Origin of the sequence: Pseudomonas sp. TAA207 (assembly GCF_001529285.1) — a bacterium.
GTDB lineage: Bacteria > Pseudomonadota > Gammaproteobacteria > Pseudomonadales > Pseudomonadaceae > Aquipseudomonas > Aquipseudomonas weihenstephanensis.
Map to the genome: position 1 here is coordinate 398,797 of NZ_LLWJ01000072.1, position 21,480 is coordinate 420,276.

The following is a 21,480-nucleotide window of genomic DNA, read 5'->3' on the forward strand; positions in this document are numbered from 1 at the left end:
TCATCTCGATAAGGACCCGGTATAGGCCGGAACGCTGCGAATCCTAGGCTTGCGGTCTATTTTGGGCCAATGCCTTTAAACACTATCCTATGCATAAACGGCATAATGGCGACGTGACGCGACAAGCGCGTCGGACGTGTGACCCAAATTGGTGCGCCTCTGGGAGGCTCGATGAATCTCGAAAGTAAATGGCTCGAAGACTTCAGTGCTCTTGCCGCCACGCGCAGTTTTTCTCAGGCGGCGGAGCGTCGTTTTGTGACGCAGCCGGCCTTCAGTCGACGTATTCGCAGCCTTGAATCCGCGCTGGGGCTGACGTTGGTGAATCGTTCCCGCACCCCGGTGGAGTTGACTGCGGCCGGTCAGCTGTTTTTGGTCACGGCACGCACCGTGGTTGAGCAACTGGGCGAGGTGTTGCGTCACCTGCACCACCTCGAAGGCGGGCAGGGCGAGGTCATGCAAGTGGCGGCAGCGCACTCCCTGGCGCTGGGTTTTTTCCCGCGCTGGATCGCTCAATTGCGCAATGAAGGGCTGAACATCGCGACGCGTCTGGTTGCGACTAACGTCGGAGACGCGGTGCATGCATTGCGCGAAGGCGGCTGCGATTTGATGCTGGCTTTTTACGATCCTGACGCCGCTTTGCAAATGGACCCGGAAATTTTCCCGTCTTTGCACCTGGGCAATACCGAAATGTTGCCCGTGTGTGCGGCGGATGCAGACGGCAAGCCGTTGTTTGACCTGGAAGGCGATGTAAGCGTGCCGTTGCTGGCGTATAGCGCGGGCGCGTTTCTGGGGCGGTCAGTCAATTTGTTGCTGCGCCAACGCAGCCTGCGTTTCACCACTATTTATGAGACCGCTATGGCGGACAGCCTCAAGAGCATGGCGCTCGAAGGATTGGGCATTGCGTGGGTGCCGCATTTAAGTGTGCGGGCCGAACTGGCGCGCGGTGAATTGGTGGTGTGTGGCGGGCCTCAATGGCACGTACCGTTGGAGATTCGCCTGTATCGCTGCGCCTTGGTGCGTAAGGCCAATGTGCGGTTGCTGTGGCGCAAGCTGGAAAGTGGTACGCAGCCTGAGTGAGGGTGACCTGGCTTTGCCCAAACGGCGCAAAGCCAGGTGGCGGGCGTTATTCAAGTTTGCCTAGAAAGCTTTTAATGCGATCGCGGTTGATGGTGCTGAAACGCAAAAGGCTGCCGCTGCCCACTTCATCGCCTGTGGCCATGTAGCTTGAAAGCACATTGCCTCGGTTGGCAGGGTCGGGGGTTTGCATCACGCCGGTGTGTTTGGCATTAAAGGTGTGGCCTACCTCATGCGCAATGGTGGTGGCGTCAACGGTGGAAGCAATCACCGAGTTGCCTGCATTAACGCCGGACTGGGCCGCACCCGCGACGGAGTCAGTGATAAAGCCATCAATGACCAATATGTTGCGGTCAGTTTGATAGGGGGTCACGCCGATGTCTTTGGCGAACTGGTTAGCCACGGTGTTCCATTCATTCACTTTCGTGGCGGTATCAGGGCTTTTGTAGTCGAAGTCAGTGACGCCCGGTACGTATTCGTAGAGGTTAACGTTGATTTGACGACCACTGATGTTGCCCAGCTCTTGCACGAAATGATCGAAGTTAAAGGTTTTGAGGTTTTGATAGGTGGCGTCAGAGACGCTGTTGTGGATGAACGCATTGAGGTTGATGGGGTTCATGTAACTCCTCCTGTGCATGACTGGCTGAGGGCTGAATGTCGCGGGGTGCCATGAAGGCATCGCATGGCCCCGGGTGAAGCTGAAGGTTAGAGCGGCGCAGTGCATTTCGCAGCTGACTGGATTCGCTACGAGTCGTGGCTCTTTTCGCGGCAGCAGGTAGCCGCGTGCCAGGTTTTTGCGGGGCGTTGCCGGCTGTTCATGGCTTGACCTGAAGGTCAGTAAAACCGGGCGTTTGTGGGATTTAGAGGGGCGCAGACAGATGGTCACCAAAGGTGCTTTTAACGCACTTCTTTGGGGTATACTGCGCGGCCTTCGGCTGGCTTGACCGGCCTTAATTCCTATAACAAGCCACGTCGGATCCCCCACGTGGCTTGTTGTTTTTTGACGCGCCTGCGGGCGCCCAAGAGAAGAGGCGCGACGATGAGTGCACTGGTAGGCGTGATCATGGGCTCCAAGTCCGATTGGTCCACCCTCAGCCACACCGCCGATATGCTGGAAAAACTCGGCATCCCTTACGAAGTGAAAGTGGTCTCTGCCCACCGCACTCCGGATCTGCTGTTCCAGTATGCCGAAGAGGCCGAAGGCCGCGGCATCGAGGTCATCATTGCCGGTGCCGGTGGCGCAGCCCACTTGCCCGGCATGTGTGCCGCGAAAACCCATTTGCCGGTGCTTGGTGTGCCCGTGCAATCGTCGATGCTGTCGGGTGTCGACTCGCTGTTGTCCATCGTGCAAATGCCGGCGGGCATTCCGGTTGCGACACTGGCCATCGGTAAAGCCGGCGCAATCAATGCGGCGCTGCTGTCCGCCAGCATCCTGGGCGCCAAGCACCCCCAATTCCATACCGTTTTGAAAGCATTCCGTGCTGAACAGACTGACAGCGTGCTGGACAATCCAGACCCGCGCCTGGCCTGAGGTTTTAACGATGAAAATCGGTGTAATCGGTGGCGGCCAGTTGGGTCGCATGCTGGCTTTGGCGGGGACCCCGCTGGGCATGAACTTCGCTTTCCTTGATCCGGCTCCCGACGCCTGTGCGGCGTCTTTGGGTGAACATATTCGTGCTGACTACGGCGATCAGGACCACTTGCGCCAATTGGCGGATGAAGTCGACCTGGTCACGTTTGAGTTCGAAAGCGTACCGGCTGAAACCGTGGCTTTCCTGTCGCAATTTGTACCGGTTTACCCGAGTGCCGAAGCGTTGCGCATTGCCCGTGATCGCTGGTTTGAAAAAAGCATGTTCAAAGACTTGGGCATTCCGACCCCGGCCTTTGCCGACATCCAGTCCCAGGCAGACCTGGACGCCGCCGTGGCCAGCATCGGCCTGCCCGCAGTGCTCAAAACCCGCACGTTGGGTTACGACGGCAAGGGCCAGAAAGTGCTGCGCACCCCTGCCGATGTGGTGGGTACGTTTGCCGAGCTGGGCAGCGTAGCGTGCCTGCTGGAAGGTTTTGTACCGTTCACGGGTGAAGTGTCGCTGATCGCCGTGCGCGGTCGTGATGGGGAAACACAGTTTTACCCGTTGGTGCACAACACCCACGACAGCGGCATTCTCAAGCTGTCGGTGGCCAGTACCGATCACCCGCTGCAAGCTTTGGCTGAAGACTACTCCAGCCGTGTGCTCAAGCAGCTGGATTACGTGGGCGTGATGGCGTTCGAGTTCTTTGAAGTCGACGGTGGCCTTAAGGCCAACGAAATCGCGCCGCGTGTTCACAACTCGGGGCACTGGACCACAGAAGGCGCCGAGTGCAGCCAGTTTGAAAACCACCTGCGGGCCATTGCAGGCTTGCCGCTGGGTTCCACGGCCAAGGTGGGCGAAAGCGCCATGCTCAACTTTATCGGCACGGTGCCGCCGGTTGAGCAGGTGATTGCGATTGCCGACTGCCATTTGCACCACTATGGCAAGGCGTTCAAGGTGGGCCGCAAGGTCGGTCACGCCAACCTGCGCTGCGCTGACATGGCGACCTTGCAAGCGCAGATCCTGCGCGTTGAAGCACTGATCGACCACGCGTAAGACGAACATCGGCGGGAACCATTCGGTGGCCGCCGCTCTCTGATGGCGTGATGCCAAAGTGCTGACTAGGCTTTGGTTTAACGCCATCTATAGAGAGGAAGCGCCCATGGGCATCATCGGAACCATTTTTATCGGCTTGATCGTTGGCCTGCTGGCCCGTTTCCTGAAACCGGGCGATGACAGCATGGGCTGGATCATGACCATCCTGCTGGGTATCGGCGGTTCGCTGGCAGCCACGTATGGCGGTCAGGCGCTGGGTATCTACAAGGCGGGCGAAGGTGCCGGTTTCATCGGTGCAGTCGTTGGCGCTGTGATCTTGCTGGTGATTTACGGCATGGTCTCGAAAAAGAACTGATTGAGTGTCGGGTTCTCTCTGCGCCAGCCGCAGAGAGGGCTAGAATGCGCGGCGTCCCCAGTCCTTCTTAATTGAGCCTGCCATGCGCCGTCTTGTACTGACCTTTCTTTTGCTGGGCGCAAGCCTGGCCCACGCGGCTGATCTGCCGGAAACCGACTGGCTCGACCTGATGCCGAAGTCGGATCAACTGGCCCTCGAACAAATGCCTGAAATCGACCATGACTCGCCTGAAGCCCAGGGGACGTTTACCGATAAAGGCGGCCTGAAACAAAGCAAGGGCCTGCCGGCCGTGATGTATTCGAGCAAAACCGTGGCCAGCATGAATGGCAAACGCATCCGTTTGGGCGGTTACCCGGTGCCCCTGGAAGCCGATGCCAAAGGGCGCAGCACGCTGTTTTTTTTGGTGCCCTACCCAGGCGCATGCATTCACGTCCCGCCACCGCCGCCCAATCAACTGGTGCTGGTGCGCTACCCCAAAGGCTTGAAGCTGGACGATATCTACACGCCGCTGTGGGTCACGGGCACGCTGAAGGTTGAACAGGTCAGCAATGATCTGGCCGATGCCGCCTATGCGCTGGAGGCGGGCAACGTGAGGGTGGTGAAGGAAGAAGATTTGTAAGGCTGCGGTCTGTAAAGCTTAAAAGCTCGCAGCTCTGCGTGATCGGGATCACGCCGTGAGTGGTCGAGTACCGATGCTCACACCCAGCGTATGGCTGGCGCCGGGTTGCAGGGTAATCACGTCATCCATCACGTTGGCGGTTTCGATGCAGAGCATGCGTTGCCAGCCATCGGCGGCCATGTCGCTGAAGCTGGCTGTTTTGCCGATCCACGGGTTCCAGATCACGGCACTGCGCGAGCCTCGGCTGTTGAGTTCAATGCTGCGCGACCAGTCGGGGTCAACAATGCTCAGCGTGTCCGGCGTGTTGAGGTAGATGCGGTCGGTTTCGCCGCTGAAGGTCAAGTCGCCCGCCTGTTTGACGTGTTTCCAGTCATCGAGGGTTTCGATGTAGGTCAGGCCGTCGACGCCTTTGACCTGAACCTTACGCACGTCGCTGACCGCAAAATAGCTGTGCAGCGCCTGGCTGATACTCACGGCGGTGTCGCTGCGGTTATGGCTGGTGAGGCTCAGGTGCAGTTGCGTGTCCAGACGAATGCTCAGGGTCAGTGCCACGTCATGGGGCCAGCCGGGCAGGCCACCTTCGATCTGTGGCACGCCGAGTTCTATATGCAGCGCTTCGCCTGCGTCGTCGTAATCGAGCAGTTCCCATTCGCGCGTACGCACCAGCCCGTGGGCGGTGGCGGGCTGCTCGCTGGCGCGCATGTCTTGCACGCTTTGCGGGTTGAGTGCCAGGTTGCCAAACCATGGCCAGCAAATGGGTACGCCGGTACGAATGCCTTTACCGTGTTCGTACTTGGCTTTTTCGTTAAGCCAAATGATCGGCTTATCTTCGCCCACCTGATAGCTCAGCACCTGCGCGCCTTGTTTGGCGACCAGCAGTTGAGCGTTGCCGTGGATAAAGTGCCAACAGTCCAGCCTGCCCAATTTGAACGATGTGCTTGGGAGTAACTTATGGCTGGGCATGGCAGGTTCTCTTTAAATGGCAGGGGCAGCAGTAGACAGGCAAAACCGCGCGAGGTTTAACGACGCGGTGGCACCGAGCGCGTGCGACCGCTGCCATCGATGGCCACGAACACAAAGACGGCTTCGGTGACTTTGCGCCATTCGCTGGACAGCGGGTCGTCGCTCCACACTTCAACCATCATCTGGATCGAGCTGCGGCCGATTTCCAGCGCTTGGGTGTAGAACGACAACTGAGCACCGACTGCCACAGGAACCAGAAACGCCATACGGTCAATAGCGACGGTGGCTACACGCCCGCCGGCAACTTTGCTAGCCATCGCGGTGCCCGCGAGGTCCATCTGGGACACCAGCCAGCCGCCAAAAATATCGCCGAAACCATTGGTTTCGCGTGGCAGGGCAGTGATTTGCAAGGCCAGGTCGCCTTGCGGGATTGGATCTTCTTGTTCGAGCTCTAGCATGCCGAAGGGCCTCTGACCCGTGATTCATCATGTGTATTGCGGGTGAAAAAGCGTCTTTAGAAAAACGATTCAGCCCGAACATACTACGTTCGTCACGTTCTTCCCAAGCCGCGCCAAGGGGAAACTCTGTGAGATCGGCTGAAGGACACCTTAAGGTGTTTCGCACAGCCACTCAGAAGCCGTAGGTAGTTTCTTACGGTTGGCGAGTATATCGGGCGACAACGCCGTCGACGACCGTCTGATTCTGCTTTTTAAACGGGCGACACGTCTACCTCTGTGCTTTTGCAGGCAATTTGTTATCTTTCGAGACCGCCCGGCCATTGCCCGCGGTGTTGACGCTTTTGCCTAGCCTAATAAGAGATGCCCAAACCCCATGATCACTGAGCCTTCCAGCGCCGCGCCGCCTTCGCGCCCCTTGACCCGTAATGACTACAAGACGTTGTCGCTGTCTGCCTTGGGCGGCGCGCTTGAGTTTTACGACTTCATCATTTTTGTGTTCTTCGCCACGGTAGTCGGCAAGCTGTTCTTCCCCGCTGACATGCCCGAATGGCTGCGCCTGATGCAAACCTTCGGTATTTTTGCGGCCGGTTACCTGGCACGGCCATTGGGCGGCATCGTCATGGCGCATTTTGGCGACCTGCTGGGGCGCAAAAAGATGTTCACCTTGAGCATCTTCATGATGGCTGTCCCGACCCTGATCATGGGGTTGCTGCCGACCTACGCGCAGATCGGCATGTGGGCGCCGATCCTGTTGCTGCTGATGCGGGTGATTCAGGGCGCGGCAATCGGCGGAGAAGTGCCGGGGGCGTGGGTGTTTGTGGCCGAGCACGTGCCGCCGCGGCATGTGGGCTACGCCTGCGGCACGCTGACGTGCGGGCTGACGGCGGGTATTTTGCTGGGCTCGCTGGTGGCCACGGCAATCAACACGCTTTACACCCCGGTCGAAGTGTCTGACTACGCGTGGCGAATTCCTTTCTTGCTGGGCGGTGTATTTGGCCTGTTTTCGGTGTACTTGCGTCGCTGGCTGCATGAGACGCCGGTATTTGCCGAGCTGCAACTGCGCAAGGCGCTGGCCGAAGAGGTGCCGCTTAAAACCGTACTGCGTGACCATCGGGGTGCGATTGCCGTTTCGATGCTGCTGACCTGGTTGTTGTCGGCCGGGATCATTGTGGTGATTTTGATGACCCCCACGGTGCTGCAAACCATTTACGGTTTTTCAGCCACGGTCTCACTGAAAGCCAACAGCTTGGCCATCGTCTTTTTAAGCGTGGGCTGTATCGCTTCGGGTGCGTTGGCTGACCGCTTTGGCGCGGGCAAGGTGTTCGTATTCGGCTGTGCCGCGTTGCTGATTACCTCGTGGACCTTCTATCACAGCCTGTTGCAGCACCCGGATTGGCTGTTTCCGTTGTACGCACTGAGCGGTTTGTTTGTAGGCACTATCGGCGCGGTGCCGTATGTGATGGTGAAAGCCTTCCCGCCGGTGGTGCGTTTCAGTGGTTTGTCGTTTTCTTACAACTTGGCTTACGCCATTTTCGGCGGCTTGACCCCGATGGCGGTGACGTTGCTGCTGAAAGAAAGCCCAATGGGCCCTGCCTATTACGTCGCCATCATTTGCACGATGGGTTTGCTGGTGGGGGCTTATTTGTGGAAGCAGGGCCGCTGATACACGGGTTATAGCGTTTTAGACGCTAACCCTCGCTCCTTTAGAAGGCCAGCCATTCGTTGCGAATGCTGGCCTTTCATCTAATTGTCACAATCGGTTCATAGAGTAGTCACATGGCCTACAGATACTGGCCCCCGATTCATCTAACCCCGTTTGCTAGGAGTAAGGCATGAAACTGAAGCGTGTGATGGCGGCCCTGACTTTTGTCGCCGCAGGCGTTGCAACTGCCAATGCGGTTGCCGCTGGTGTTGACCCGGCTATTCAGCCCTACGTAAAAACCACCGGTGTGTCGGGGAACCTGTCCAGCGTTGGTTCCGATACCCTGGCGAACTTGATGACCCTGTGGGCTGAGGCTTACAAAAAAGAATACCCGAACGTCAATATTCAGATTCAGGCTGCCGGTTCTTCGACCGCGCCCCCTGCGATTACTGAAGGCACCGCTAACCTGGGCCCGATGAGCCGCAAGATGAAAGACAACGAACTGGCGGCTTTTGAGCAAAAGTTCGGCTACAAGCCAACCGCAATCCCGGTGGCGGTGGATGCCCTGGCCGTGTTCGTGCACAAAGACAACCCGATCAAGCACCTGACGATGGAGCAAGTGGACGCGATCTTCTCCTCGACCCGTCTGTGCGGCGCCAAACAAGACGTCAAAACCTGGGGTGACCTGGGTGTGACCGGCGATCTGGCCAACAAGCCGGTACAGCTGTTTGGTCGTAACTCGGTGTCGGGCACGTATGGCTACTTCAAAGAAGAAGCCCTGTGCAAAGGCGACTACAAGCCAAACGTTAACGAACAGCCCGGTTCTGCCTCGGTGGTGCAATCGATCAGCAGCTCGCTCAACGGCGTGGGTTACTCGGGCATTGGTTATAAAACGGCCAGTGTGAAAACCGTGCCATTGGCCAAAAAAGGCAGCTCTGAGTTCATCGAAGACACCGAAGAAAACGCATTGAACGGCAAATACCCGCTGTCGCGTTTCCTCTACGTGTACGTGAACAAGGCGCCGAACAAGCCGTTGAACCCGCTGGAAGCCGAGTTCATCAAGCTGGTGCTGTCCAAGCAAGGTCAGGAAGTGGTCGTCAAAGATGGCTACATCCCGCTGCCCGCCAAAGTCGCTGCCAAAGCCTTGGCTGACCTGGGTTTGAAAGAAGGTAACTAAACCTGTAGCAGTTGCCGAAGGCTACGTGCGAAATGACGACGGCTACGCCGTCGGACGCCGCCTGCGGCAGCTGCTACGCGTTGTGAGCTGTATTCACCTCAATTTTCCACTCCGCTGCCAGCTCCACTGGGCAGCGGCTTTTTTGCGTCACTGCTTTGTCATCTTTTTGTCATACAGGACCGCTAGGGTGTGCGCATGAATGATCTGGCCAATTCCCCAATGACTACGACATCCGCTCCCAAGCGCATTGATTTCAATACGCCTGAACTGCAACGCAAGCGGCGCATTCGCGCGCTTAAAGATCACCTCACCCGCTGGTATGTGTTTATCGGCGGGCTTGCCGTGCTCGGCGCAATCACCCTGATTTTCTTCTTCCTTGGTTATGTGGTGTTCCCGCTGTTCCAGGGCGCGGACCTGAACGCCAAGCAGGCGATCACGCCGGTCTGGATGCAGGACGCCGGTAAACCGCTGATGATTTCCGTCGAGGAGCAAAATCAGGTCGGGATGCGCGTGTCCGACCAAGGCATGGTGCTGTTCTTCAATGCGAAGAATGGCGAAGAACTGTCGCGCGTGAACCTGCCACTGCCGCCCGGCACGCAAGTGACCTCGCTGGGTGAAGACCAGCCGGGTAACCCGGTGGTGGCATTGGGCTTGTCCAATGGCCAGGCGCTGGTGTTCCGTCACACGTATAAAGTCAGCTACCCGGATGGCAAAAAAACCATCACCCCGGCGGTTGAATACCCGTATGGCCAAGCGCCCATCGCCCTCGACCCGCAAGGGCGTGCGCTGGATCATGTGAACCTCAATGTGAATGACTCGACGTTGGTGTTGGCCGGCTCTGCGGGTTCGCAATTAAACGTGCTGTCGTTGGCCAGCGAAGAAAACATGATGACGGGCGAGGTCACGAACTCCGAGACCCGCATCGACTTGCCGCAAATGACCGAGCAGGTTAAAGCGCTGTACATCGACCCGCGTCAGCAGTGGTTGTATGTGATCAATGGTCGCGCCCAGGCCGATGTGTTCAGCCTGCGTGACAAGAGCCTGAATGGCCGTTACAAGCTGGCGGACGACGCCACCACACAAATCACTGCCAGTACGCAATTGGTGGGCGGTATTTCGCTGATCTTTGGTGACTCGACCGGCAGCCTGAGCCAGTGGTTCATGGCCCGCGACCCGGATGGCGAATCGCGCTTCAAGCACATCCGCAGCTTCAAAATGGGCGACTCGCCGATTGTTGAAATCACCGCTGAGCAGCGTCGCAAAGGCTTCCTGGCCCTGGACGCAGCCGGTGAAATCGGCGTGTTCCACAGCACCGCGCACCGCACCCTGCTGGTGGAAAAAGTCGCAGAAGGCCCCGGCATCATGGCGTTGTCGCCGCGTGCCAACCGCATCATCGTGGAAGAGGGCGGCAAGCTGCTGCCTCTGACCTTGAAGAACCCGCACCCGGAAGTGTCCTGGAGCGCGCTGTGGAGCAAGGTCTGGTACGAGAACTACGATGAACCGAAATACGTCTGGCAATCGACCGCCGCCAACACCGATTTCGAACCCAAGATGAGCCTTGCGCCATTGACCTTCGGTACGTTGAAGGCGGCGTTCTATGCCATGTTGCTGGCGGCACCGCTGGCTGTAGCGGCAGCGATCTACACCGCCTACTTCATGGCGCCGAGCCTGCGCCGCAAGGTCAAGCCGGTGATCGAGTTGATGGAAGCGATGCCGACGGTGATTTTGGGCTTCTTTGCCGGCTTGTTTCTGGCGCCGTATGTCGAAGGCCATTTGCCCGGTATTTTCAGCCTGCTGATGCTGTTGCCAATCGGTATTTTGCTGGCCGGTTTCACCTGGAGCCGCCTGCCTGAGTCGATCCGCCTGCGCGTGCCGGAGGGTTGGGAGAGCATGATCCTGATCCCGGTGATTCTGTTCATTGGCTGGTTGTCGCTGTACATGAGCCCGTTCATGGAAGCGTGGTTCTTTGGTGGCGACATGCGCCTGTGGATCTCCCACGATCTGGGCATTACCTACGATCAGCGCAACGCTCTGGTGGTGGGTTTGGCGATGGGCTTTGCGGTCATCCCCAACATCTACTCGATTGCTGAAGATGCCGTGTTCAGCGTGCCGCGCGGTCTGACCCTGGGTTCGCTGGCGCTGGGTGCCACACCGTGGCAGACCATGACCCGTGTGGTGATCCTGACCGCCAGCCCAGGGATTTTTTCGGCACTGATGATCGGCATGGGCCGTGCAGTGGGCGAAACCATGATCGTGCTGATGGCCACGGGTAACACGCCGGTCATGGAAATGAACCTGTTCGAAGGCTTGCGTACTTTGGCGGCGAACGTGGCGGTGGAGATGCCAGAGTCGGAAGTGGGCGGTAGCCATTACCGCGTGCTGTTCCTCTCGGCGCTGGTGCTGTTGTTGTTCACCTTCATCATGAACACTCTCGCCGAGCTGATTCGTCAGCGTCTGCGCAAGAAATATTCGTCGCTTTAAGGAAGGTAGAAGTCTGTGAAACAGAATTCCCTCAAAGGTTGGGTCAAGAGCGGCGCTCCGGGTGTCTGGATCAGCGGTGGCGCGGTGTCGCTCGCGGTCATCATGACCATTGGTTTGCTGGCAGTGATTGCGGTGCGCGGGTTGGGCCATTTTTGGCCCGCGGATCTGGTGCTGGCGCAATACAACGTGCCCGGCTCTGCTAATCACGTCGTACTGGGCGAAGTGGTGCAAAAGGAAGAAGTGCCGCGCGAACGCCTCAAAAGCGCCGGTTTGCCAGTGCCCGACCAAGGCCCGGAGTTCATGACCCGCGAGCTGATCAAGGTCGGCAACCGCGACTTGAACGGTAACGACTTCACCTGGGTCGTCGGCGAGTGGCTGACTGACCAGAAGACGCCCCCCGAGTTGATGGCCATTGAGCGTCGCGAGTGGGGCAACTTTTACGGTTACCTGGTCAATGTGAAAGAAAACGGCAAGGTAGTCGCTGAAGGCGCGGCGGCCTGGCCTGAGGTGCAAGCCCGGGTCAAGCGCGTCAACGAGCTGGCCAAGCAACTCAGCCAACTGGAAAAGAAAGACATTGGCGCGATCAACTACGGGTTGGAGCGCATTCGTCTGCACAGCCGCAAGCTGGAACTCGAAGGCAAGTTGACGCCGCAAGCCCAGGCGGACATGGAAACCGAACGTGCCGAGCTGAATGCACGTTACAAAGCCATCGAAGACCGTTTGGGCGAGCTGCATGCACAGTTCAATCGCGACAGCCTGACGGCCCGCGATGCCAACGGCAAAGAGTTGGAAATCAACATCGGCAAAGTGGTCAAGGCTTACCAGCCCAACGCCATGAACAGCTGGCAGAAGCTGGCGATGTACTTCAGCAACATTTGGGAGTTCCTCAGCGAAGACCCGCGTGAAGCCAACACCGAAGGCGGGATCTTCCCGGCGATTTTCGGCACCGTGATGATGACCTTGATCATGGCCGTGATCGTGACGCCGTTTGGCGTGCTGGCAGCGGTGTACCTGCGTGAGTACGCCAAACAGAACACCCTGACCCGGATCATCCGTATCGCGGTGAACAACTTGGCGGGTGTACCGGCGATTGTGTACGGCGTATTTGGCCTGGGCTTCTTTGTGTATGTACTGGGTGGCTCGGTTGACCGCCTGTTTTTCGCCGAAGCCTTACCCGCGCCGACCTTTGGTACGCCGGGCCTGATGTGGGCGTCGCTGACGCTGGCGCTGCTGGCGGTGCCGGTGGTGATCGTGGCCACTGAAGAGGGGCTGGCGCGTATTCCGCGCACCGTGCGTGAAGGCTCGCTGGCATTGGGCGCGACCAAATCCGAAACCTTGTGGAAGATCGTGCTGCCGATGGCCAGCCCGGCCATGATGACCGGCATGATTCTCGCCGTGGCGCGCGCGGCGGGTGAAGTGGCACCGCTGATGCTGGTGGGTGTGGTCAAGCTGGCGCCGTCGCTGCCGCTGGACGGCAACTACCCGTACCTGCACCTTGACCAGAAGATCATGCACTTGGGCTTCCATATTTATGACGTCGGCTTCCAAAGCCCGAACGTTGAAGCCGCACGACCGCTGGTGTACGCCACGGCGCTGCTGCTGGTGCTGGTGATTGCGACCCTGAACCTGTCGGCAGTGTGGATTCGTAACCACCTGCGCGAGAAGTACAAGGCGCTGGAAAGCTGATAACGCAACACCTGTAGGCGCGAGCGTGCTCGTTGAAGGCATCGGCAGGGTCTCAAGGTGGGACCGAGGTGTCTGGAGTGTGAGCCAGTTCGTTGCTACAGCAGATGAAAAGCCCGGTCAGAACGACCGACACGAATGTTTAGCGTATGGAGCAACCCATGCAGCATGAATCCTCCGCCCACGGCATCAACATGTCCGCCCTGGGTCGCACCAAACAAAGCTTGAACCTGGCCAACGAAGAAGTGGCCATTGAAGTCCCGGGCCTGAACCTTTACTACGGTGAAAAGCAGGCGCTGTTTGACGTGAGCCTGAACATTCCAAAGCAGCGTGTGACCGCCTTTATCGGTCCCTCGGGTTGCGGCAAGTCCACGTTGCTGCGCACCTTCAACCGCATGAACGATCTGGTGGACGGTTGCCGCGTTGAAGGCGAGATCAACCTGTACGGCAACAACATTTACCGCAAGGGCGAGGACGTGGCTGAGCTGCGTCGCCGGGTGGGCATGGTGTTCCAGAAGCCCAACCCGTTCCCCAAGACCATCTACGAGAACGTGGTCTACGGCTTGCGGATTCAGGGCATCAATAAAAAACGCATCCTCGACGAAGCCGTTGAGTGGGCGCTTAAAGGTGCGGCGTTGTGGGATGAGGTCAAAGACCGCCTGCACGACTCGGCGCTGGGTTTGTCCGGTGGTCAGCAACAGCGTTTGGTGATCGCCCGTACCATCGCGGTTGAACCCGAAGTGTTGTTGCTCGATGAGCCGTGCTCGGCACTCGACCCAATCTCGACGCTGAAGGTCGAAGAGCTGATTTACGAGCTTAAGTCCAAGTTCACCATCGTCATCGTGACCCACAACATGCAGCAGGCTGCGCGGGTGTCGGATTACACCGCCTTTATGTACATGGGCAAAATGGTTGAATACGGCGACACCGACACCTTGTTCACCAACCCGGCCAAAAAGCAGACCGAAGACTACATCACCGGGCGCTATGGCTAGTGGGGGCGGGCTTTACAGTTCGCGGTAACGACACATTTGGCTAGCAGCGTATAGCTTGCGGCTCACAGCTTTTGCGGAGCAGAACCATGATTTCAAAGGATGGCCTCACCCATCACATTTCCGCGCAGTTCAACGCGGAACTCGAAGAAGTGCGCAGCCACTTGCTGGCCATGGGCGGGCTGGTCGAGAAGCAGGTTAACGACGCGGTCACGGCGTTGATCGAGGCCGATTCCGGGCTGGCTCAGCAAGTGCGTGAGATCGACGAACAGATCAATCAGATGGAACGCAACATCGACGAAGAATGCTTGCGCATTCTGGCCCGTCGTCAGCCTGCGGCCTCTGACCTGCGGTTGATCATCAGCATTTCCAAGTCGGTGATCGACCTTGAGCGCATCGGTGACGAAGCGACCAAAATTGCCCGCCGTGCGATTCAGCTCTGTGAAGAGGGCGAAGCGCCGCGTGGTTATGTTGAAGTGCGACACATCGGCGATCAGGTGCGCAACATGGTGCGCGATGCATTGGATGCATTTGCCCGCTTCGATGCCGACCTGGCGCTGTCGGTGGCGCAGTACGACAAAATCATCGACCGTGAATACAAAACGGCGTTGCGCGAGTTGGCCACCTACATGATGGAAGACCCGCGCTCGATCTCGCGGGTGCTGAGCATCATTTGGGTGCTGCGTTCGCTGGAACGCATTGGCGATCACGCGCGCAATATTTCGGAGTTGGTCATCTATCTGGTACGTGGCACAGACGTGCGCCACATGGGCCTTAAGCGCATGCGTGAAGAAGTTGAAGGCACAGGCGGTGATAACGCTAATGTTCCGCAACCACCTGACGATAAATAAGACTGCCCGAGATGAAAACGCCTGGCTCTAGCCAGGCGTTTTGCTTTTCGGCGTTCATATTCAGGCGCTCTGCGAACGTAAAGTGATTCGGGGTGCCCCCAAGATTTGGCACATGGCCATCATTCGGCGCATGCTTGTCAAGATTTCAGAGGAGCAATCGATGAGCAAGGTCAGTGTGTTGGTGGTGGATGACGCGTCGTTTATTCGCGATCTGGTTAAAAAATGCCTGCGTAATGCATTTCCGGGCATCAAGATCGAAGACGCGGTCAACGGCCGCAAAGCACAGGCCATGCTGACCCGTGATGCGTTCGATCTGGTGCTGTGTGATTGGGAAATGCCAGAGATGTCCGGCCTTGAGCTGCTGACCTGGTGCCGCGAGCAAGACCCTCTCAAAACCTTGCCCTTCATCATGGTCACCAGCCGTGGCGACAAAGAGAACGTGGTGCAGGCGATTCAGGCCGGTGTTTCGGATTTTGTCAGCAAGCCGTTCACCAATGAGCAGTTACTGACCAAGGTGAAAAAAGCCTTCACCAAAGCGGGCCTGATGGACGCGGTGATGGCGTGCGCACCGACGCGCATGAATTCGGCCTTCGGCAATGACTCGTTGAGCGCGTTGACCGGTGGCAAGACCCAACTGGCAACCCCGGCCCTAGCAACGGCTGCGCGCCCGCAGACCGTTGCGGCCCCGGCGGCCAAAGCCGCCAGCCAAACCCCGACCGGACGTGGTCAGGGGCAATTGCGCCTGTCGAGCGGTACTCAAGCGTGTGTGATCAAGGCGCTGAGCTTGAAGGAAGCGCTGCTGGTGGTGCGTAGGGGTGAAGTGCTGCCACAGGTACTGGAAAGTGCAGTGCTCGACCTTGAGCAGGGCGACAACGCCGAAGTAGCGCGTTTGAATGGTTACCTGCACGCCGTCGTGGCTTACGAGCCCAAGCCCGACAGTGACTGGTTGCAACTGACCTTTCGCTTCGTGGACCAGGATGCGGCGAAGATGGGTTACCTCTCGCGGTTAATAGCCCACGGCACGGCACAAAAACACTTCGTACCGGGGGCGTAAGACGCACCGGTGTAAGCCGTAGCCGCTGTCGAGGTACGAGGCTGCGATCGCAGCCTCGCGCTGCTCGTCAACGACTACAGGGCTTATGGCAGTTGCAGGCCGCCGGAGGCTTTGTGGATCGCTCGCAGATGTTCGCCGATGTGTTTGACGTTGGCCTCGGTCGCGGCAATTTCAGCCGCGCGCGCCGGCTCCAGCAGGCTGCGTACTTCTTTGTCCAAATCACCGGTCAGGCGCAGTAACTGCTGCTGGCGCTGGCTGCTTTCTGATTCGAGCATTTCCCACTCTTTTGCCTGTGGCAAACCATAGCCGCTGCTGCCAAGCAGTTCGGCCGGACGACTGAGAAAGCCGCTGCTGGCGAGGATCTCTTGCAGTGTCTGATTGGCCTTGTCCATACCGGCGCCTTCAATGCCGCGTACCTTCAAGTACTTCTGTTTAACCTCGTCTTGCGCCAACAGCAGTTGGCGGCGAAAGGCTGCTTGCTCCAACAGTAACAACGCTGCGCTGGCGCGCAGGTCGGCTTGCCCGATCCACGGGCGACGCTCATCCGGGCTGAGCGCGAGCCAGTCTTCGACGCTGGTTTGCTTGATCGGCAGACGGGTCTTGAGTACATCGAACATCGCCTGATAACGGTCGCGGTACGAGTCAAAGCGATAACCCAAACGCAGTGCTTCTTTTTTGTCGTTCAGCACGCTGGTATTAGCCAGGCCACGGGCCTTGAGCACCTCCAGCAAGCCGTTGGGCATGATGCTGTCCAGGCCTTTGAGCTGCGAATTGTCGCTGCCGCTGCGCAGCAGTTTCAGGGTTTCGACCGCGCAGTTGTTGGAGATGAAGTAGTAGTTGCCATCGTAGCTCCAGTGCATTTCGGCGGCGTGTTCTACCACGTCTTCGATTTCGGCGCGGTTGAGTGTGAGCGGCACGGACGCCAGGCTGCGCAGTTCGGTTTTGGTGTATTCGTCGATCACCTGGGCCAGCGGCAATACAAACAGGCGTGAGGGGTAAGCCCCGGTCAGGCCATCCCAACTCGACAGCTGTACGTCGTTGACGAATGCGCGGTAGGACAACACCAGATGTTCTTGCAGGTCGAGCCGGCAATCCGGGCCCCGAGGACGCCCCGGCGCGCAGATCACCAGCCGCAGCATGCTGTGGCCCCAGCGGCTGGCCCATTCCTGGTTGGCCTCGGCAAGCAAGTAGTCCACGGCATACACGCGTTCAGGGTCGACGGTGCCGAGCGGCTGTTTGGCAAAGTCGTTACCGGCATTGAGAAAGGCGAAGCCTTTGGGGCATTCATCCTTGGCCGCGGGCGCCCAGCCGAAGCGCTCTTTGTAGTAGCGATACAGCGCCGGACGGCGGCAGGCGTAGGCCGGGTCGAGGAGGAAGTACTCCATGTTGACCGCGACAAATTCTCGCGGGTTGCTGACCTCGTAGAGGTCGGGGCTGCGCACCACCTGATGGTTGTCTTGCTCCCGTTCGCCGCGGCGGCCGACGTATTGCTGCCACCCTGCCAGGTCAAGCAGCCGCGGATCGTCGCTGAGGGTGAAGCGGCGTTCGGCCTGGCCTCGGCAGTCGTCCGGCAGGCCGATCAGCCCGGCACTGTTGTGCTGGCGCGTGCAACGCTGGATTTGGGTGCGCTCGGCAGCAGGCCACAGACGTGCGCGGTCGTAGATGTGCGTCAGCTCGTGCAGCACGGTGGCGAGTAATTCGCGGCGTACCGTGCCGTGGGGGCGATTGGTTTGCTCGGTGGCGGCCGAACCGTCGGTCAGGCTCGCCAGTAGCTTGCGATTGAGGTCCAGCTCGGACACCAGTGAGGCTTGGCCGTAGGCGTTGCTCGGCATGCCTTCGGTCCAGCCCACCAGAATCTGGCGGTCCAATTGCTCGATCAAGCGCGGTGGCAGCTTGTGCATGGCCTCGTCGAGCAAGGCTTGGGTCGCCTGTTGCTCAGCCGGGCTCAGACCGTCGGTCTTGAGTTGCAGATGCAGCGCGGCCTGGGCGCTGCTGCCGATCAGCAGCAGGCCACAGGCGGCGAGCCAGCGCGCTATCGGCCTCACAGTGCGAGGATGGCTTCGGCGAGTACTTGATCGCTGGCGTTGCGTGCTTCAGGTACGCGATCGCGCAGGGTGTTGAAGGCCGCTTCCAGTTGTACGCCGCGAATGTCGCCTTGGCTGGCAACGAAGGTAGCGGCGTCATCGTGGGCCTCGCGCACTACTTTTGAGTCGCGGATCGAGGTGGTGGTGTCAGAAGTGAAGTCGATGGTGCGTCCGAATGCGCGAACGATGATGTTACTGGTTTGCACCAGGGTTTGTGCCTGCGCCACATCGGCGAGCAACAACAGGCCAAGGGTGGCGACAATCAACGGGCTACGCATGACATTTCTCCTGAAAACGCGGGTGTTTATTGGACGAGAATCGCTTGTGCCAGTTCAAAGTCGCTGGCACTCAATTTTGGTTGGCTGTGGCGCACGTAGCGCAACGCAGACTCCAACTGCGAACCCCGCAGTTGACCGTCACTGGCGATAAAAGCGGCAGCGTCATCCTGAGCGGCGAGGATCAGTTTGTTGTCCAAAGGTGCCGACGTCACTTTGCTGGTGACATAACCGGTGAGCACTGTGGTTTGTGTGCTGGTGTCGAAGGCGGATGCAGATTGAACCCAGCAAAGGGCAAGTAAAGCGATAGAGAGAAAGCGCATGGGTCTCGACGTTGGTTGAGCGAGGGCCAAGGCTAGCGTAATGGGCGGGGCAGGGCCAGAGCGGGGGGCGTGTTCTTCATGTAGGGGCGGGCTTTATCTCAAGTAAGCGCGCTCCTACAGGAAGACGCTCTGTCAGAGGGTCAGGATGGCCTGAGCCAATTGGGTGTCGGAGGCTTGCAGCTGTGGTGCTTGCTGGCGGATGAAGTCCAGTGCGCTTTCGAGCTTAACGCCACGGATAGTGCCTTCACTGGCGACAAAGCTGGCGGCGTCGTCACGGGCTGCACGCACTATCTTGTTGTCGCGGATGGAGTTGGTGGCATCTGAGGTCAGGTCGGTGGTGGCCTTGAGCGTGCCTACGATGGCATCGGTGGTCACGATGAAGCTGGAAGCATTGGCGCTGGCGGCAACAACCAGCAAAGCCGCTGCGCTCAGTAGGCGAAGTGTGGACATGGTGATACTCCTTGGCAGGTGCTTATACGTTAGACGTTATGGGCGAATAGTAGGCCGAGTGCTGCGCGGGGCAAAGAATGTTTTACCTGTAGCGGGTGTTTTAGCGCTCTGGCTCAAGGATTTCTATAACTGTACTTGTTTGTGTGTGCTGAATTTAAAACTGTACCTATTCGCTTGTGGCTTACGTAAACAGGGCTGCTGAAACGACAAAACCCGTCAGCGGTTGCCCGCGACGGGTTTTGTTTTTTCAATTCTGGGTGCTGGCGGTGGACCGGTGGTCAGGGCCAGCGAGCGCTTGTTAGCGCCAGAACGGCTTGCTCAGCTCTTCGTAACGCTGTGCTTCGCTAATCCCGGCATCCGCCAGAAGACGCGAATCCAGGCGAGCCAGTTGATGGCGGCTGGAGATACGGCGCTGCCACAACATCAGGTTGGCAAGTACGCGCAAAGGCATGGAAGCCTGGGTGTTTACAGTGTTGCTTTCATTGAACAGATCGGAACTGAGGGTACGTTCCATGATGGCATCCTTCCGCTTGTGGCGGCATTGGCGAGTGGTTTAACTGGTGCCCATGATCCTCCTCCGTGTCGAGAGTCTCTAGATACAGTTCACTTGTATTGTGATGAGCCAGTTAACTGTTTATGGGTGCTGTACGGCCATAAAAGGGCGCAACTGTACCTGTCGGCACTAAGTTGGTGCATTTTTGATCAATTTAGTCAGAAATTGCCGTGGTAAGAGTAGGAAATGACCAGTACAGCAGTACAGTTTTTGAAACTCCAGGCACAAAAAAGCCGCCGAGAAAACAGTGTTTTCTGCGGCGGCTGTCTAACTCGCGTGTTACGGCAGCATTTTCCCGGTTTCTTCCAGGTTGATGTGCCAGCTCAACGCTTCGCGCAGGATGTGCGGGGTGTGGCCACCGATTGCACAGGCTTTGCTGAAGTAGTCATTGAGTGCTTCACGGAAATCCGGGTGCACACAGTTGTCGATGATCACACGAGCGCGTTCGCGAGGTGCCAGGCCGCGCAGGTCGGCCAGGCCCTGTTCGGTCACCAGGATGTCCACATCGTGCTCGGTGTGGTCGACGTGGCTGACCATTGGCACGACGCTGGAGATTGCGCCAGCCTTGGCAATGGACTTGGTCACAAAGATCGCCAGGTGAGCGTTACGGGCGAAATCGCCTGAACCGCCGATGCCATTCATCATGCGTGTGCCGCAGACGTGGGTGGAGTTCACGTTGCCGTAGATGTCGAATTCCAGGGCCGTGTTGATGCCGATGATGCCCAGGCGCCGTACCACTTCAGGGTGGTTGGAGATTTCTTGCGGGCGCAGGACCAGTTTGTCCTTGTAGCGCTCCAGGTTGCCGAATACGTCCGAGTTGCGACGTTCAGACAAGGTGATCGAACTGCCCGAGGCGAAGCTCATCTTGCCAGCGTCGATCAGGTCGAAAGTCGAGTCCTGCAACACTTCGGAGTACATGGTCAGGTCTTCGAACGGCGAGTCGATCAAGCCGCACATGACGGCGTTGGCGATGTTGCCGATACCCGCTTGCAGCGGGCCGAGTTTGTTGGTCATGCGGCCAGCTTCAACTTCGGCCTTGAGGAAGTTGATCAGGTGGAACGCGATGCCGTCGGTTTCGCTGTCTGGCTCGGACACCGTGGACGGTGAGTCGGGCTTGTTGGTAATAACGATGGCGACGATTTTTTCTGGCGGAATCGGGATGGCAGTGCTGCCGATACGGTCGTCGACTTTGACCAGCGGGATGGGCGTGCGCGTGGGACGGTAGGTCGGAATGTAGATGTCGTGCAGGCCTTCCAGATTCGGGTTATGCGCCAGGTTGATCTCGACAATCACTTGTTTGGCGAAAATCGCGAAGCTGGCGGAGTTGCCTACAGAAGTCGTTGGAACTATATGACCTTGCTCGGTAATAGCGACGGCTTCAATTACTGCGATATCCGGCAGCTTCAGTTGATTGTTACGCAGCTGTTCAACCGTTTCGGACAAATGCTGGTCAATGAACATCACTTCGCCAGCATTGATAGCTTTGCGCAAGGTGCTGTCTACCTGGAACGGCATGCGACGAGCCAGGACACCGGCCTCGGTCAGTTGTTTGTCCAGATCGTTGCCCAGGCTGGCGCCGGTCATCAGGGTGATTTTCAGGGGCGATGTTTTAGCGCGCTCGGCCAATGCTTTTGGGACGGCCTTGGCTTCGCCGGCACGGGTAAAACCGCTCATGCCGACGGTCATGCCGTCTTGGATAAGGGCGGCGGCTTCTTCGGCGCTCATGACCTTATCGTGCAGGGAATTTAGGCGAATACGTTCACGGTACATGGATTGTTATCTCGGGCAACGGAAGCAAGATGCGCAGTCTATTCATTTT

21 protein-coding genes are annotated in these 21,480 nt (G+C 58.3%); 12 read left to right on the top strand and 9 right to left on the bottom strand.

From position 1 onward, the window contains the following. Positions 1-171: 171 nt before the first annotated feature. Positions 172-1,077, top strand: coding sequence for a LysR substrate-binding domain-containing protein (locus AP059_RS21565; protein ID WP_048363728.1), 906 nt, complete (start codon positions 172-174; stop codon positions 1,075-1,077). A 46-nt stretch (positions 1,078-1,123) separates the two neighbouring features. On the opposite strand, the gene AP059_RS21570 is transcribed toward AP059_RS21565, so the two are convergent. Beyond that, the gene (locus tag AP059_RS21570) at positions 1,124-1,693 is read right to left on the bottom strand and encodes a M12 family metallo-peptidase (RefSeq protein ID WP_059766154.1); all 570 of its coding nucleotides are present in this window, start codon (positions 1,691-1,693) and stop codon (positions 1,124-1,126) included. Positions 1,694-2,113: 420 nt separating this feature from the next. Here AP059_RS21570 and purE point away from each other — a divergent pair, with 420 nt between their 5' ends. From purE to AP059_RS21590, 4 genes are all read left to right on the top strand, one after another. Further along, entirely contained in the window at positions 2,114-2,605 is a 492-nt protein-coding gene (purE, locus tag AP059_RS21575; RefSeq protein ID WP_047279087.1) for a 5-(carboxyamino)imidazole ribonucleotide mutase, read from the top strand. A gap of 10 nt (positions 2,606-2,615) precedes the next feature. Continuing rightward, complete coding sequence (locus AP059_RS21580; RefSeq protein ID WP_059766156.1) at positions 2,616-3,701, top strand: 5-(carboxyamino)imidazole ribonucleotide synthase; 1,086 nt, start codon at positions 2,616-2,618, stop codon at positions 3,699-3,701. 106 nt (positions 3,702-3,807) lie between these two features. Then, positions 3,808-4,056, top strand: a complete 249-nt coding sequence (locus tag AP059_RS21585) for a GlsB/YeaQ/YmgE family stress response membrane protein (RefSeq protein WP_048363725.1) — start codon at positions 3,808-3,810, stop codon at positions 4,054-4,056. 82 nt (positions 4,057-4,138) lie between these two features. Continuing rightward, entirely contained in the window at positions 4,139-4,675 is a 537-nt protein-coding gene (locus AP059_RS21590) for a DUF3299 domain-containing protein (RefSeq protein WP_059766158.1), read from the top strand. 48 nt (positions 4,676-4,723) lie between these two features. Here AP059_RS21590 and AP059_RS21595 read toward each other — a convergent pair whose 3' ends face one another. Together AP059_RS21595 and AP059_RS21600 are read right to left on the bottom strand one after the other, a co-directional pair. Beyond that, positions 4,724-5,638 carry a D-hexose-6-phosphate mutarotase gene (locus AP059_RS21595; protein ID WP_059766161.1) on the bottom strand — a complete coding sequence of 305 codons (915 nt, stop codon included), beginning with the start codon at positions 5,636-5,638 and terminating at the stop codon, positions 4,724-4,726. A 56-nt stretch (positions 5,639-5,694) separates the two neighbouring features. After that, positions 5,695-6,096 (bottom strand): acyl-CoA thioesterase, encoded by a 402-nt coding sequence (locus AP059_RS21600; RefSeq protein ID WP_003438129.1) that lies wholly within the window; start codon positions 6,094-6,096, stop codon positions 5,695-5,697. A gap of 373 nt (positions 6,097-6,469) precedes the next feature. On the opposite strand from AP059_RS21600, the gene AP059_RS21605 reads away from it, so the two are divergent. From AP059_RS21605 to AP059_RS21635, 7 genes are all read left to right on the top strand, one after another. Continuing rightward, complete coding sequence (locus AP059_RS21605) at positions 6,470-7,759, top strand: MFS transporter (protein ID WP_059766163.1); 1,290 nt, start codon at positions 6,470-6,472, stop codon at positions 7,757-7,759. A gap of 169 nt (positions 7,760-7,928) precedes the next feature. Beyond that, entirely contained in the window at positions 7,929-8,915 is a 987-nt protein-coding gene (locus tag AP059_RS21610) for a phosphate ABC transporter substrate-binding protein PstS (protein WP_048363721.1), read from the top strand. Between the two features lie 195 nt (positions 8,916-9,110). Continuing rightward, positions 9,111-11,396: an ABC transporter permease subunit gene (locus AP059_RS21615; RefSeq protein ID WP_059766165.1), complete on the top strand. Its 2,286-nt coding sequence runs from the start codon at positions 9,111-9,113 to the stop codon at positions 11,394-11,396. Between the two features lie 15 nt (positions 11,397-11,411). Beyond that, a complete protein-coding gene (gene pstA / locus AP059_RS21620; protein WP_059766168.1) occupies positions 11,412-13,082 on the top strand; it encodes a phosphate ABC transporter permease PstA in 1,671 nt (556 codons plus the stop codon). Positions 13,083-13,240: 158 nt separating this feature from the next. Further along, positions 13,241-14,074 carry a phosphate ABC transporter ATP-binding protein PstB gene (gene pstB / locus AP059_RS21625; RefSeq protein WP_059766169.1) on the top strand — a complete coding sequence of 278 codons (834 nt, stop codon included), beginning with the start codon at positions 13,241-13,243 and terminating at the stop codon, positions 14,072-14,074. 86 nt (positions 14,075-14,160) lie between these two features. Beyond that, positions 14,161-14,922: a phosphate signaling complex protein PhoU gene (phoU, locus tag AP059_RS21630; protein ID WP_048363717.1), complete on the top strand. Its 762-nt coding sequence runs from the start codon at positions 14,161-14,163 to the stop codon at positions 14,920-14,922. A 160-nt stretch (positions 14,923-15,082) separates the two neighbouring features. Then, positions 15,083-15,976 carry a response regulator gene (locus AP059_RS21635; protein ID WP_059766222.1) on the top strand — a complete coding sequence of 298 codons (894 nt, stop codon included), beginning with the start codon at positions 15,083-15,085 and terminating at the stop codon, positions 15,974-15,976. 83 nt (positions 15,977-16,059) lie between these two features. On the opposite strand, the gene AP059_RS21640 is transcribed toward AP059_RS21635, so the two are convergent. The 6 genes from AP059_RS21640 to AP059_RS21665 form a co-directional block, all read right to left on the bottom strand. Continuing rightward, positions 16,060-18,021, bottom strand: a complete 1,962-nt coding sequence (locus AP059_RS21640; protein WP_059766171.1) for a DUF7844 domain-containing protein — start codon at positions 18,019-18,021, stop codon at positions 16,060-16,062. Beyond that, on the bottom strand, positions 18,018-18,338 hold the full coding sequence (locus tag AP059_RS21645; RefSeq protein ID WP_048363715.1) for a DUF2388 domain-containing protein: 321 nt from the start codon (positions 18,336-18,338) through the stop codon (positions 18,018-18,020). Before AP059_RS21645 ends, AP059_RS21640 begins: the two co-directional genes overlap by 4 nt. A 26-nt stretch (positions 18,339-18,364) precedes the next feature. Then, a complete protein-coding gene (locus AP059_RS21650; RefSeq protein WP_059766174.1) occupies positions 18,365-18,658 on the bottom strand; it encodes a DUF2388 domain-containing protein in 294 nt (97 codons plus the stop codon). A gap of 132 nt (positions 18,659-18,790) precedes the next feature. Beyond that, on the bottom strand, positions 18,791-19,108 hold the full coding sequence (locus tag AP059_RS21655) for a DUF2388 domain-containing protein (protein ID WP_059766176.1): 318 nt from the start codon (positions 19,106-19,108) through the stop codon (positions 18,791-18,793). Between the two features lie 298 nt (positions 19,109-19,406). Next, positions 19,407-19,622 carry a DUF1127 domain-containing protein gene (locus tag AP059_RS21660; RefSeq protein ID WP_048363712.1) on the bottom strand — a complete coding sequence of 72 codons (216 nt, stop codon included), beginning with the start codon at positions 19,620-19,622 and terminating at the stop codon, positions 19,407-19,409. 318 nt (positions 19,623-19,940) lie between these two features. Further along, positions 19,941-21,431: an acetyl-CoA hydrolase/transferase family protein gene (locus AP059_RS21665; RefSeq protein ID WP_048363711.1), complete on the bottom strand. Its 1,491-nt coding sequence runs from the start codon at positions 21,429-21,431 to the stop codon at positions 19,941-19,943. Positions 21,432-21,480 lie beyond the last annotated feature (49 nt).